General features: G+C 54.0%; 13 protein-coding genes and 1 pseudogene. 8 read left to right on the top strand and 6 right to left on the bottom strand.

Translation table 11 applies throughout. The features are described 5' to 3' along the window. Positions 1-23 precede the first annotated feature (23 nt). The 3 genes from tlyA to cmoA are packed head-to-tail and all read left to right on the top strand — an operon-like array spanning position 24 to position 2278. Positions 24-779: a 23S rRNA (cytidine-2'-O)-methyltransferase TlyA gene (gene tlyA, locus JMG82_RS03460; RefSeq protein ID WP_236579178.1), complete on the top strand. Its 756-nt coding sequence runs from the start codon at positions 24-26 to the stop codon at positions 777-779. Beyond that, positions 748-1572, top strand: coding sequence for a bifunctional riboflavin kinase/FAD synthetase (locus JMG82_RS03455; RefSeq protein WP_236579177.1), 825 nt, complete (start codon positions 748-750; stop codon positions 1570-1572). The genes tlyA and JMG82_RS03455 overlap by 32 nt, the downstream gene beginning before the upstream one ends. Continuing rightward, on the top strand, positions 1562-2278 hold the full coding sequence (gene cmoA / locus JMG82_RS03450) for a carboxy-S-adenosyl-L-methionine synthase CmoA (RefSeq protein WP_201353543.1): 717 nt from the start codon (positions 1562-1564) through the stop codon (positions 2276-2278). The genes JMG82_RS03455 and cmoA overlap by 11 nt, the downstream gene beginning before the upstream one ends. A gap of 5 nt (positions 2279-2283) precedes the next feature. Here the strand turns inward: cmoA and JMG82_RS11850 are convergent, their stop codons facing one another. The 6 genes and pseudogenes from JMG82_RS11850 to JMG82_RS03425 all read right to left on the bottom strand — a co-directional run bounded on the left by JMG82_RS11850 (position 2284) and on the right by JMG82_RS03425 (position 8030). After that, complete coding sequence (locus tag JMG82_RS11850) at positions 2284-2655, bottom strand: CZB domain-containing protein (RefSeq protein WP_269089368.1); 372 nt, start codon at positions 2653-2655, stop codon at positions 2284-2286. A gap of 96 nt (positions 2656-2751) precedes the next feature. Then, positions 2752-3036: pseudogene (locus JMG82_RS11845) on the bottom strand (methyl-accepting chemotaxis protein); the annotation flags it as partial. 706 nt (positions 3037-3742) lie between these two features. Next, positions 3743-4252 (bottom strand): PAS domain-containing protein, encoded by a 510-nt coding sequence (locus JMG82_RS03440; protein WP_201353541.1) that lies wholly within the window; start codon positions 4250-4252, stop codon positions 3743-3745. Next, positions 4252-5316: a DHH family phosphoesterase gene (locus tag JMG82_RS03435; protein WP_201353540.1), complete on the bottom strand. Its 1065-nt coding sequence runs from the start codon at positions 5314-5316 to the stop codon at positions 4252-4254. Before JMG82_RS03435 ends, JMG82_RS03440 begins: the two co-directional genes overlap by 1 nt. A gap of 143 nt (positions 5317-5459) precedes the next feature. After that, positions 5460-7616, bottom strand: coding sequence for a flagellar biosynthesis protein FlhA (gene flhA / locus JMG82_RS03430; RefSeq protein WP_201353539.1), 2157 nt, complete (start codon positions 7614-7616; stop codon positions 5460-5462). Positions 7617-7625: 9 nt separating this feature from the next. Next, on the bottom strand, positions 7626-8030 hold the full coding sequence (locus JMG82_RS03425; protein ID WP_201353538.1) for an RrF2 family transcriptional regulator: 405 nt from the start codon (positions 8028-8030) through the stop codon (positions 7626-7628). 148 nt (positions 8031-8178) lie between these two features. On the opposite strand from JMG82_RS03425, the gene rpsO reads away from it, so the two are divergent. From rpsO to JMG82_RS03400, 5 genes are all read left to right on the top strand, one after another. Beyond that, a complete protein-coding gene (rpsO, locus tag JMG82_RS03420; RefSeq protein ID WP_201353537.1) occupies positions 8179-8451 on the top strand; it encodes a 30S ribosomal protein S15 in 273 nt (90 codons plus the stop codon). 292 nt (positions 8452-8743) lie between these two features. After that, entirely contained in the window at positions 8744-9529 is a 786-nt protein-coding gene (locus JMG82_RS03415) for a hypothetical protein (protein ID WP_201353536.1), read from the top strand. Then, positions 9530-10108 (top strand): nucleotide exchange factor GrpE, encoded by a 579-nt coding sequence (grpE, locus tag JMG82_RS03410; protein WP_201353535.1) that lies wholly within the window; start codon positions 9530-9532, stop codon positions 10106-10108. Between the two features lie 88 nt (positions 10109-10196). Further along, positions 10197-12095 (top strand): molecular chaperone DnaK, encoded by a 1899-nt coding sequence (gene dnaK, locus JMG82_RS03405; protein ID WP_201353534.1) that lies wholly within the window; start codon positions 10197-10199, stop codon positions 12093-12095. Next, on the top strand, positions 12079-12612 hold the full coding sequence (locus JMG82_RS03400) for a DNA-deoxyinosine glycosylase (protein ID WP_201353533.1): 534 nt from the start codon (positions 12079-12081) through the stop codon (positions 12610-12612). The genes dnaK and JMG82_RS03400 overlap by 17 nt, the downstream gene beginning before the upstream one ends. Positions 12613-12694: the final 82 nt, after the last annotated feature.

Below are 12694 nucleotides of genomic sequence, written 5' to 3'. Positions count from 1 at the left end.
GCTTTTACCCTGTGGTGCTCTTCATGCTCGATTCCCGATTCCACTCGGCCCGTGTATGGAGCGAAGCCATGCGTCTTGACGCACTTCTGGTCGAACGGGGAGTCGTGGCCAGCCGCACCAAGGCACAGGAGCTCATCAAAGAGGGGGGCGTGACGGTCGATGGAAGGGTTGTCGACAAACCCTCCTTCAAACCCGCCGAGAGTGCCCAAATCGAGATTTTCGGCGAGACCCGCTATGTGAGCCGGGCGGCGAGAAAGCTTAAAGGGTTTTTGCAGACCCATCCGGTGGCCATCGAAGGAAAACGTTGCCTCGATGTGGGGGCGAGCACCGGGGGCTTCACGCAGATACTGCTGGAGAGGGGAGCGGCCCATGTGACGGCTCTTGATGTGGGGCGTTTGCAGCTGCACGACTCCTTTGCCAGGGAGGCGAGAGTCCTCAGCGTCGAAGAGACCGATATCCGCGAATTCAAAAGCGACACGCCCTTTGATGTGACCACATGCGACGTCTCCTTCATCAGCCTTCGCCGTATTATAAAAGACCTCGACCGCCTGACAGAAGGAGTGCTGATACTCCTTTTCAAACCGCAGTTTGAGGTGGGAAGGGTGGCAAAACGCAACCGACACGGCGTCGTGACGGACGAGGGGGCGATACGCGAAGCCCAGAGAGAGTTCGAGGATGCGGCGGCGAAACTGGGATGGCGCCTGATGGTCAAAGAGATATCGAAAATTCCGGGAAAAGAGGGGAACCGTGAGTGGTTTTACTGTTTCATCAACCGTTGAAGCCGTGGCCATCGGCAATTTCGACGGGATGCATCTGGGGCACCAGGCGCTCTTTGCCAGAGTTGGTGAAAAGGGCGGCATCGTGGTCATCGAACACTACAGGGCCAATCTGACCCCCGGCGTCTATCGGGCGGCGTTTACCGACTCTCCCCTCTTTTTCTACGATTTCGATCTGATACGCGCTCTTTCCCCCGAAGCGTTCATCGAAATGCTTAAAGCCGATTTCCCCTGCCTTCGCAAAATCGTCGTGGGGGAGGATTTCCTCTTCGGCGCCGGCCGCAGTGCCGACGTGCACCGGCTCGCCGCCCTTTTTGACGGAGAGGTCGAAGTGGTGGCGGAGGTGCATGTCGGGAAGCAACCGGTCCACTCCCGCTTCATACGCGAGATGATCGCCGAGGGGAGAATGGCAGATGCCAACGCACTGCTGGGCCATACCTACAGGATATGGGGAGAGGTCGTCACGGGGCAGGGACTCGGAGCCAAATCGCTGGTGCCCACTTTGAATGTCAAAAGCGGCCGGTTTCTTCTTCCCGCGGCAGGCGTCTACAAAACCGACACCTTTATCGCAAACAGCTCCTACCCCTCGGTCACCTTTGTCGGCCACCGATTCACGACGGATGGCCGTTTTGCCGTGGAGACCCATCTTATCGACTGCAATCTGCATGGAAAGCCGAGGCCGTGGGAGGTTTCGATCGCGTGGCACAAAAGGCTTCGTACCAATCGGCGTTTCGATTCGCTTGAGGCGTTGAAGGCGCAGATAGAAAAAGATATCGGAGAGGCCCGTGAAAGATAGACTTTTCGAAAAACCGCTCGAGAAGCAGTTTGAGTTCGACGAAGAGGTGGCGGCCGTCTTCGATGACATGATCGAACGCTCCGTTCCCTTCTACCGGCAGAACCTCGATCTGATCGTCACACTGCTTTTGAGGTTTCTAAAACCGGGCATGCGGGTTGTCGACCTTGGTTCTTCGACCGGTCTGCTGCTGATCGAACTGGCCAGACGGTGCGGCGTGGAAGTGGAGTTCATCGGCATCGACAACGCACCGGCGATGGTCGAGCTTGCGAGAAAGAAATCCCGGGCGCTCGAAGCGGATGTGACCTTTCTCTGCGAGGATTTGATGCGCTACGATTTCGGCGGGGCCGATGTCGTCGTGGCCAACTATACGCTCCAGTTCATCCGTCCGGCGGTGCGCGGCAAAACGGTTCAGAAAATCTACGATGCGCTGAAAGAGGGTGGCCTGTTTGTCTGCAGTGAAAAGGTGCTGATGGAAGACAAATGGCTCAACAAGCAGATCATCGACATCTACTACGACTACAAGAAAGGGCAGGGATACAGCGAAACGGAGATTATGCGCAAACGCGAGGCGCTGGAAAATGTCCTGATTCCCTACACGATCGAAGAGAACCGTAGCATGATGAAGGAGGCGGGTTTTTCTGCCGTCGATACGCTCTTTCAGTGGGGAAATTTCGCGACAATGGTGGCGCGCAAAAGGGGAAAATAACCCTTTTACGCACTTTTTCCACTGAACTCGAGTTCTTTGACGATATCGGTATTGGCTTCCTGGACCATTTCGCGGATGAGTCGGAAGAGCTGGTTGCTCGCCTCTTCCATTTTCTTGAAGTTTCCGACGATCGTTTCGCGTCGATCCTGTGTCAGACAATTTTTTTCGACGGCGCAGGGAATGGTGCCAAGCACCATGTCGTGCACGAGGGCATGGGGCTCTTCCATCGCCCTGTAGGCTTTGGTATGGCTGAAAAGCTCCTTGCCTTTTCCTTCGTAGTACCATCGGCCCATGCGGCAGTGGTGATGGTCCGTAAACTCCTGCACAAGTTCCGGGCGTTCGTTGAGTACCGTGGTGTAGGCTTTCGATTTGAAGATGATGTGATCGATCTTGACCAGTGTGCCGAATAGGGAGTTGTGGATATATTTCGCTATTTTGGCCGCAACATCCGCGTTGTGGGCGAAGGTTTGGAGGGTGTTTTCGAAGGCGTGGACATCGGCCTGTGAATTGGTGGCGATCTGCGTGATCTGTTCGGAGTTGGCCTGGATGTCGTTGGATTCTTGCTGAAGGGTCTGGATGGTAATGGCGATCTCCTGGGTCGCCTTCTGGGTGCGTTCGGCCAGTTTGCGCACCTCGTCGGCGACGACGGCGAAACCGCGGCCGTGTTCGCCGGCCCGGGCCGCCTCGATGGCGGCATTGAGGGCAAGCAGGTTGGTCTGGTCGGCGATATCCTTGATCAGGTTGACGATGGCAGAGATTTCGCCGGTGCGTTCGTTCAAAGAGGTGATCGCTTCGTTGGAGTGGGAGATGAGCTGGATAAGCTCGTCGAGGTTCTCAACGATTTTCTGCACCGTTTTTTGGCTTTTGGAAGCCTCCTGGGCCGTTGTGAGCGTGCTTTCGGTGATTGATTCCAGTATATCGGAATTTCGGGATATATCCTCTTGTATCACCTCCAGACCTTTGCCGATGCCTCCGGTTGATTTCTCGAATTCTCTGGCCAGTTCGCCGCGCAGCTTCGTTTTGAAAGATTCCGCGATCGCCTGGATTGCCTGGTTCAGGCTGGGCGTGGCCGCTTTGAAGTCTCCCTTGTACCCCTCTATGGGGATGATGCGGTAGCGCTTTCCTTCGCCGGCCGCGTCGATGGAGGCCCGGATGTCCCGCATCATCTGCTCGACCTGGTCGAGCATGTCGTTGATGCCCCAGGCCACCCCCTGCAGCACGTGGTCGTCGGGAATGTGGGTGATCCGGTCGGAGAGTTCGCCCCGACCCGCCTTGATGAGCACGTCGCGCACCTGGCGGATGAGGGGATCGTTGAAGATCTTTTCACAGGCGGTCTCTCCTTCGGCGGGGATGAAAAGGCTGCCGATACCAAGAAGAAGAATGACGCCGCCCGCGATATAGGCGCCGGTCATGAGCAGGTAGATTGCCGCACCGAGGGTGAGGAACAGATAGGCGAGAATCTGCTTATTGTTGAAGACCGAGGACAAACTCGTCATACGAGACTCCTTTCTCTTTCAAAATATCGCCGAGCAGTCGTCCGGACGCCTCCATGCCTCCGCTGCGTTCGGCCGAAAGCAGTTGCGAATAGAGCGGCGGAATGATCTCCATCGCCTTGCCGCTCGGTTTCCGCCGGACCGAATGGTAATCCCGTATCGAACCGTCGGGGGCAATGGTGGCCGTGACGTTGGCGAACACCCAGTAGTAGCCGCCGTCCTTGCAGAGATTTTTGACGTAAGCGAAGATCTCCTCTTTATTCTGGATACGCTCCCATAGAAGCTTGAATACGATTTTGGGCATGTCCGGATGGCGCAGGATGGAGTGGGGTGCACCGAGCAGTTCGCTCTCCGAATAGCCCGAAATTTTGATGAACATTTTGTTGCCGTAGATGATGCGACCTTTCAGGTCGGTCTTCGAGACGATGAAATCCTCATCCTTCAAAAACCGCTCTGTTCCTGTCGGGGCAGGCCTTTTCATTATGACTCCTTGGTTTTTTCCTCTATGAGCGTTTCGATGAATTTTTTGGCATCCGCATAGCTGTAGGTCTCTTTGAAATTGTGAATGCGTCCCCCGCTGGCGTTCGGATGGCCTCCGCCGCCGGCCAGGGTTGCCGCGATTTCGCTCACGTCGGCTTTGTTGTTGCTTCGTAAACTAATCGACCCATTCGGTGAAATGTTTAGAATGAAATCGATATCGGGATTGGCGACGAGAAAAGCGTTGCCGATGACCGAGATATTCGGAATACCGAAAGTGAGCACACCCGTTTTGTCTTTGTAGCGGATCTTCAAGTCCTCTTTTCTGGCTGTCAGCAGGTCGGTCAGATAGTCGGCGACGAGATTGTCGAGGGTGTTGTCGTCGCGGTTTTTCGCGAAAAAGGCTTTTTTGATGGCGTGCATCTCGTTGTCGAGTCGGATGTGGGCGTTCTCTTCTTCGATGAGGTCGTGCGCCGATCGGATCATGTGGAACTTGTGTTCCCTGTCCTGCTCGTCGAACAGGGCGCGGCCGACTTCCCGGGAGGAGGCGATGGCCCCCATCAGGACTTTTCCGAACTCGAACCCCTTCTCTTCAGTCAGCCAGATATCGATGGCGTTGATCGCATCGACCAGGTTTTTGTACCGCGTTACGGCTTGGCAGCCTACGGTTTCGACGAGCCAGTCGTAGGTGATTTTCGTCGCACTGCGTGTCGTGTCGAGAAAGTACCACGGATATTTCTCCGCCGGCTCCTTTCCGCTGCCGTGATGGTCCAGCAGCTGCACCTGCAGGGTGACTCCGCTTTTTAGGTTGTGCAGCCTCTCGATCTGCTTTTCGATGAATTCGCACTGCTGCATCGAAAGGTTGAGGTCGGTGATGAGAAGGAGAATCGTTTTGCCGGGATCGAGCAGCATCGCGTCGAAGAAAATCTTCAGACGGCCGGTGATCTCGTCTCCGTAATTGCTGTTTTGAAACCGGATCTTTTTAAAACAGTGGGAAGTGAGAAACTGGCACGCGTAGCCGTCGAGGTCGGTATGGGAGAGGTGGTAGACGGAGTCGGGTTTTTTCATCGTTTTCCTTATATAACTAAAAGTTAAAAACTAAAAACTAAAAATTTGGGAAGTCGCTACGCTCTTTTCATTGAAAATAAAGCTGCGAAGCAGCCAACCAAAATTTTTAGTTGTTAACTTTTAGTTTATAGTTTACAAATAGTTTACAAATCGATTTCCACGCTTCCGAGCACTTCGAATTTCGCGTTGGGATCGATCTCGGCGTGACTGAGCACGACAATATCCAGGCCGAACCGTTCGAAGATTTCGGCCAGCGGTTTTCTGAGCATCGGATCGACGATCAGAATGACCGGGGCGATTCCCTTCTGTAGCACTTTTTGGGCTTCGTCGCTGACTGTTTCGACCACTTTGTTGATCTGCCCCACATTAAGCAGCAGCTGCCGCCCCGAATCGCTCTCTTGCAGGTGATCGAGCAGGCGTTGTTCGGTGGGGGCGTTGAGGGTCAGCAGCTTGATGACGCCATCGGGGTCTTTGTAGGTGCTTGTGATGACGCGTGCGAGGTGGGCACGGACCTGTTCGACGATCAGGTCGACATTTTTCGTATATTCGGCCACGTCGGCGATCGTTTCGAGGATCGTCACCATATCTTTGATGGGGACACGCTCGTGCAGCAGCTGTTTGAGAACGCGCTGGATCAATCCCAATGAGGCGACTTTGAGAGCATCCTCGACGACGACGGGGTAATCTTTTTTCACCTTTTCCAGAAGTGCCTGGACCTCCTGTCGGGTCAGTAGGTCTTCTGCGTGTTTCTTGACCAGTTCGCTCATATGGGTCGAGATGACGGTGGCCGGATCGATGACGGTGTAACCTTTGATGATCGCCTCCTCTTTCTTGTCGGCGTCGATCCAGATGGCTTCCAGTCCGAAGGCGGGCTCCTTGGTATGGATGCCTTCGATCTCTTCGGTCGCCATGCCGCTGTTCATCGCCAGGAATTTGTCGGCATAGACTTCGCCACTTCCAATCTCCACCCCTTTTAGAAGAATCTGGTAGGTGTTCGGAGGCAGCTGCAGATTGTCGCGGATCCTTACCTGGGGCATCAGGAAACCGTAGTCTGCCGCAATTTTGCGGCGCATGGAGCGGATGCGCTCCAAAAGATCGCCGCCGCGGCTCGTATCGGCCAGTTTGATAAGTTGGTACCCAAGGTCGAGCTCGAGCATCTCCACTTTGAGTATGTCCTCCAGCGCCGCTTCCTCCTCTTCCTTGGTCGGTGTGGTGCGTGCCGGTTTGGCCGCTTCCTCCTCCGGCGCGGCGGCCGCTTCGATTTCCGGTCTGTAGAGCGACGACTCCAGTTCCTGTTTGCGGATAAGGTAACCGAGCCCGAGAAAGAGGAGCCCGACGAAAGTGAGAGGCACGGTCGGAAGACCCGGTACGAGGGCGAAAAGCAGCAGGATGAAGCCGACGATGAAGAGCGTTTTGTACTCTTTGATGAGCTGGTTGATCGCCCCTTCGGCGAAGTTTTTCTCCTCATCCTTGGTGGCCCGGGTGATGATGATACCCGTAGCGGTCGATACGATGAGAGCGGGAATCTGGGAGACGAGGCCGTCGCCGATGGTCAGCAGTGTAAAGGTCTGCGCCGCGTCGGCAAGGGACATGCCGTGCTGGAACATCCCGATCAGGAAACCGCCGATGATGTTGATGATCGTGATGATGATGCCGGCGATGGCGTCACCCTTGACGAATTTGCTCGAACCGTCCATTGCCCCGTAGAAGCTCGCTTCCTGCAGAATCTCCTGACGGCGCTTTTTGGCTTCGGTCTCGTCGATGAGACCGGCGTTGAGGTCGGCGTCGATCGCCATCTGCTTGCCCGGCATCGCGTCGAGGGTGAAGCGGGCGGCCACCTCGGCGACGCGGGTGGCGCCCTTGGTGACGACGATGAAATTGATGATGACGATGATCGAAAAGACGATGATGCCGATGACGTAGTTGCCGCCCACCACGAAGTCGCCGAAACTGGTGATGATGTCGCTCACCGCTTCGGGGCCCTCGTGTCCTTTGGAAAGGATCATCCGCGTCGTCGCGATGTTGAGCGAAAGGCGGTAGAGGGTGATGAGCAGAATCATCGTCGGAAAGGTGGTGAAATCGGTCGGCTTTTCGATGAAGACCGATATGAGGATCATCAGCACCGATATGGCGATGGAGACGGTGAGGAAAAAATCGAGTACGGGACTCGGCAGCGGGACGATGATGATCGCCATGATGGCGACGATCATCGCGACGATCGTCAGATCTTTGGCACTCGCGATGGTCTCAAGAAATGGGATGGCACGTTTCAGAAGCCGGGTGCGTGTCGCTTTTGCCAATCGGAAACCTTATTTTTCCAGGATATCTTTGAGCGTGAGATTCTCCAGGAAACTGTCGATCTTGTTCTGCAGCCGGTTCAGGAATGGCCAGATGATGCAGGAACCGGCACGCTCGCTCGGGCAGCACTCTTGGGCAGGAGAACATTCGAAAACGGAGGGCGGTTTCCCCTCGGCCGCCTCGATCACTTCCAGGATCGAAATTTCGTCGAATCTCTTTTTGAGCGCGAATCCGCCTTTTGCCCCTTTGAAGGAGACCAAAATTCCCTGTTTGGCGAGATTTTGGAGTATCTTCGCGAGAAAACTCTTCGAAATGTCGAGCTGCTTCGAGAGTGTGTCGACATCTTTGGGCTCGCCGCTTTCGCCGATGAGCGCCAGAGAAAGCAATGCATATTCGCTCGCTCGGGTCAGTAACATCGTTCCCCCTATGCTTTATTGGGGTTAATTCTATTCTAATTAATGTAAATCTTTGCTTTTTTAAGAATCCTTGTGTATAATTGCGCACTCTTTATATGCGCTCATCGAGTACCATATGGGAGAAAAACAACCAATCAGGAGGTCAGAAATGGCTTTGGATTCGGCTAGAAAGCTTGAAATCATTAAACAGTTCGGACGCGGTGAGAACGATACGGGTTCTCCGGAAGTACAGGTTGCCCTTTTGACAGAGCGCATCAAATACCTGACAGAACACCTCAAAGAGAACAAAAAAGACCACTCTTCCAGACTCGGTCTTCTGAAACTGGTCGGACAGCGCAAACGTCTGCTCCGCTATCTCAAAAGAAAAGATTACGATCGTTATACCCAGCTCATCTCCGCCCTGGGCATCCGCGACAAGTAACACCCGCCGGCACTCCCGCCGGCAACCCCCTTCCTTCCACTCTTCACCTCCGAAATCACTCATCATATTGTGGGGCTCATTGGCGCTATAGGAATTTCTCTTTTCTTCGAAATTTCGCAAATGCCAGCGACGAACGCCCAACGACCATTCACTTTTCCACCGGCCGCACAGCGGCGATACCACCCTGCTACAAAATTCATGTAAACAATTTAAGTAAATAAACTTGACATAGCTTCACTCAATAATATATAATTCACTTGGCATTTTAAAAAATAGGTGCTAAAATAAGGGTATGAAACGCAAATATGAAGAGATTCTTGAAACGGTTGTCAAAACCTTTCTCCAAACGCACGAGCCGATCGGTTCTGCGACGCTGAAAGAGAAACTGCCGTTTGAAATCGCGCCGGCGACCATACGCTACTACTTCAACAAGATGGTGGAACGGGGCGAACTGGAGCAGCTTCATAAAAGCAGCGGCCGGATTCCGACCGAGAGCACGATGAAGTTCTACTGGCGCAAGCATCTTGGGGACCTGGAGCTGATCTGCGACGCAATGGACGAACTTGCGCGCATCAGCGAAAAGGAGGAGATGTTCATGCTTTTGAAGCCGCTGAAAGAGAATCGTCTTCAGGCTGTCGAGCGGGTAGGCGACAGGTATCTGATTCTGGTATTTGGATCGGACGAATACGTGATCCGCTACCAGAGTCAGCTCGAATCGTTTCTGAAAGATCTGATCGGTTACGAGCTCGATGAGGTGAAACAGATCGCAAAAGATGTCGGCATGATGTCTCTTTATCACAAGATGCGTGCGAAGAACGACGAAGAGATCACGGCGATCAATCCGGAAGCGATCATCCGCATCGCCGGCGAACGGAGCGGGTGGGGCAAACGTCATGTACGACTCTTCCTCGAAGGCGACGTCATCGAGGAACTGTCGACGGGCCTGCATTTCGAGCCGGTCATCCCGAAAGGCTTCATGGCCCTCCGGACGGAAGCCATTGTCGACAACCGACCGACGAAGATACTCTGCATGGGTGCGATCGACCACGACTTCACCAAGATTTTCAAGGAGGTGTAAATGGCTAAGCAGAGAGAGGACGAGAGAAAAAAGGAAGAGATGGAAGAGAGTATGAACAAAGAAGAGAGTACAGAACGATCCGAAGAGAAAGAGCAGGAGCGTACGCAAGAGAGTGGCGGCAGCGCACTCAAAAAGTGCAGAGAGGAGCTCGCCGCCTGCGAAGACAAATATCTGCGTATGCATGCCGAGTTCGAGAATATAAAAAAACGGATGGAGAGAGAAAAAGAAAAGAGCGTCGCCTACGCACAGGAGGAGTTCGCCCGCGACCTTCTGCCTGTCATGGATTCGCTCGAGCTCGCCCTCGCGTCGATCCCGACGCCGGAAGAGGTGCCGGACGAACATCTGCAGAAGCTTCGCGAGGGTGTGCAGCTGACACTGGACCAGTTCGTCAAAACCTTCGAAAAGCACCATATCAAAGTGGTGGACATTGACGAAGGGTTCAACCCCAATTTCCACGATGCCGTCATGCAGGTGGAGAGCGAGGAGCACGAAAGCGGACAGATCGTTCAGGTGCTGCAGAAAGGGTATACCTATAAAGAGAGACTTCTGCGGCCGGCGATGGTCAGTGTCGCGAAATAGTTTTGCAACTCAGGTAGCAGAACGGGAATTCAAAGTTGAGTACAATACACTCAAAGTCAAAACCAATTTATTCTAGAAGGAGAAAAGAATGGCAAAAGTGATAGGAATCGACCTGGGAACCACCAACTCCGCGATGGCGGTATTTGAAGGGGGTGAAGGAAAGATCATCGCCAACAAAGAGGGCAAAAACACAACGCCTTCCGTCGTCGCATTCACCGATAAGGGAGAGATACTGGTGGGCGACCCTGCGAAACGGCAGATGGTCACCAACCCCGAAAGAACCATCTACAGCGTCAAGCGTATCATGGGTTTGATGTGCAACGAAGAGAAAGCGGCGGAAGCGAAGAAGCGTCTGCCCTACCATGTCATCGACAAAAACGGTGCCTGTGCCATCGAAGTCGACGGCAAAACCTACACGCCGCAGGAGATTTCGGCGAAAATCCTTATCAAACTGAAAGAGGATGCCGAAGCCTACCTTGGCGAAGAGGTGACCGAGGCGGTCATTACCGTACCGGCCTACTTCAATGATTCGCAGCGCAAGGCAACCAAAGAGGCGGGTACCATCGCCGGGCTGAATGTGCTTCGTATCATCAACGAACCCACAGCGGCGGCGCTGGCCTACGGACTGGATAAAAAAGAGGCCGAAAAGATCTGCGTCTACGACCTCGGCGGCGGTACGTTCGACGTGACGGTCCTGGAAACTGGCGACAATGTCGTCGAAGTTCTGGCCACCGGCGGTGACGCGTTCCTGGGTGGTGACGATTTCGACAACCGTCTCATCGATTATGTGGCCGAAGAGTTCAAAAAGGAAAACGGCATCGATCTCAAAGCCGACGTCATGGCGCTTCAGCGTCTGAAAGAGGCGGCAGAAAACGCCAAAAAAGAGCTCTCCGCTGCACAGGAGACCGAGATCAACCTGCCGTTTATCACGGCTGATGCCAGCGGTCCCAAACACCTTGTCATGAAGATCACACGCGCCAAATTCGAGAGTCTGATCGTCGATCTGATCGACAGCACGATCACCAAAATTGAAGAGGTTCTCAAAGATGCGGGCCTGACCAAAAACGAGATCAAAGAGATCGTCATGGTCGGCGGTTCGACACGTATTCCGCTGGTACAGGAGAAGGTCAAGAACTTCTTCGGCAAAGAGCTCAACAAATCGGTCAACCCCGACGAAGTGGTCGCGATCGGTGCAGCGATTCAGGGCGGTATCCTCAAAGGGGATGTCAAAGACGTCCTGCTGCTGGACGTCACACCGCTGAGTCTGGGTATTGAAACCCTTGGCGGCGTCGCTACCAAGATCATCGAGAAGGGTACGACCATTCCGGTCAAGAAGAGCCAGATCTTCTCGACTGCCGAAGACAATCAGCCCGCCGTGACGATCCATGTCGTCCAAGGTGAGCGTGAAATGGCCAAAGACAACAAATCTCTCGGCCAGTTCGAGCTCACGGGCATTCCGCCGGCGCCCCGCGGCGTGCCTCAAATCGAAGTCACCTTCGACATCGACGCCAACGGTATTCTGACCGTCAGCGCGAAAGACAAGGCGACCGGCAAGTCCCAGGAGATCAAGATTACCGGATCTTCCGGACTCAGCGAAGAGGAGATCGAAAAGATGGTTCGCGATGCCGAAGCGCACAAAGAGGAAGACCGCAAGCGCAAAGAGCTGATCGAAACGAAAAACCAGGCCGATGCGCTTGTCTATCAGACCGAAAAGAGCCTCGGCGAAGTGGGCGACAGCCTCGAAGCGGGCGAAAAAGAGAAGGTGCAGGCCGCACTCGATGCGCTGAAAACCACGCTCAAAGATGAAAACGCGACCAAAGAGCAGATCGAAGAGAAGGTCAAGGCGCTGACCGAAGTGAGCCACAAGCTCGCCGAAGCGATGTATAAAAAAGAGCAGGGCGGCGAGCAGGCTGCCGGCGGTGCGCAACAAGGCGGCGCCAAAAAAGGCGGCGAAGACGAAGACGTTATCGATGCCGAAGTCGAATAACGATTCGACGCACTCCAAAAAGGCGGGCGTTTCGCCCGTCTCGCACCCCTTTCCCCCGATTATCTTCCCCGATTCGAAAATATTGATTCTTGGCAGCTTCCCAAGCCTGAAATCGTTTGAAAACTCTTTCTACTATGCCCACCCGAGAAACCAGTTCTGGCCTCTGCTCTCGGCGATTTTCGATATGCCTGTTGCAACGCGCGAAGAGAAGAGGGCACTGCTTGAGCGTCACAAAATCGCTCTGTGGGATGTGGTACAAAGCTGCGAGCGCACGAATTCGGCCGATACCAACCTTCAAAACTGCCGATGCAACGACATCGAAAAACTGCTGAAAACGCACCCGAAGATCGAAGCGGTTTTTTTCACCGGCAAAAAAGCGCAGCAACTCTTCAAGCACTGCTTTCCCGGCCTGCAGATACGACAGGAACTGCTCCCCTCCCCATCGCCTGCCTATGCCGCTATGAGATTTGAAGAGAAACTAAAGAGGTGGAAGGAAGTATTGCGAGTCGAGAGTTGATTTCGTATTCAATTATGGATTTCACAAACACGACGTTCTTGCGTTTCATGCCCCAGTGTCCGTAAGACGTCGTTTGTTCCAT

The sequence above is a fragment of the Hydrogenimonas urashimensis genome, from assembly GCF_016593255.1.
Classification (GTDB): Bacteria; Campylobacterota; Campylobacteria; order Campylobacterales; family Hydrogenimonadaceae; genus Hydrogenimonas; species Hydrogenimonas urashimensis.
The sequence above is the reverse complement of the archived record's forward strand: the minus strand, read 5'-3'. Positions and strand labels throughout refer to the sequence as shown.

Bases quoted from the DNA above. Each gene is read 5' to 3' on its own strand.
- JMG82_RS03435 (WP_201353540.1), bottom strand. From the start codon at position 5,316: ATGAAAAAACCCGACTCCGTCTACCACCTCTCCCATACCGACCTCGAC.
- JMG82_RS03425 (WP_201353538.1), bottom strand. From the start codon at position 8,030: ATGTTACTGACCCGAGCGAGCGAATATGCATTGCTTTCTCTGGCGCTC.
- dnaK (WP_201353534.1), top strand. From the start codon at position 10,197: ATGGCAAAAGTGATAGGAATCGACCTGGGAACCACCAACTCCGCGATG.
- JMG82_RS03400 (WP_201353533.1), top strand. From the start codon at position 12,079: ATGCCGAAGTCGAATAACGATTCGACGCACTCCAAAAAGGCGGGCGTT.
- JMG82_RS03440 (WP_201353541.1), bottom strand. From the start codon at position 4,252: ATGAAAAGGCCTGCCCCGACAGGAACAGAGCGGTTTTTGAAGGATGAG.
- rpsO (WP_201353537.1), top strand. From the start codon at position 8,179: ATGGCTTTGGATTCGGCTAGAAAGCTTGAAATCATTAAACAGTTCGGA.
- JMG82_RS03415 (WP_201353536.1), top strand. From the start codon at position 8,744: ATGAAACGCAAATATGAAGAGATTCTTGAAACGGTTGTCAAAACCTTT.
- grpE (WP_201353535.1), top strand. From the start codon at position 9,530: ATGGCTAAGCAGAGAGAGGACGAGAGAAAAAAGGAAGAGATGGAAGAG.
- tlyA (WP_236579178.1), top strand. From the start codon at position 24: ATGCTCGATTCCCGATTCCACTCGGCCCGTGTATGGAGCGAAGCCATG.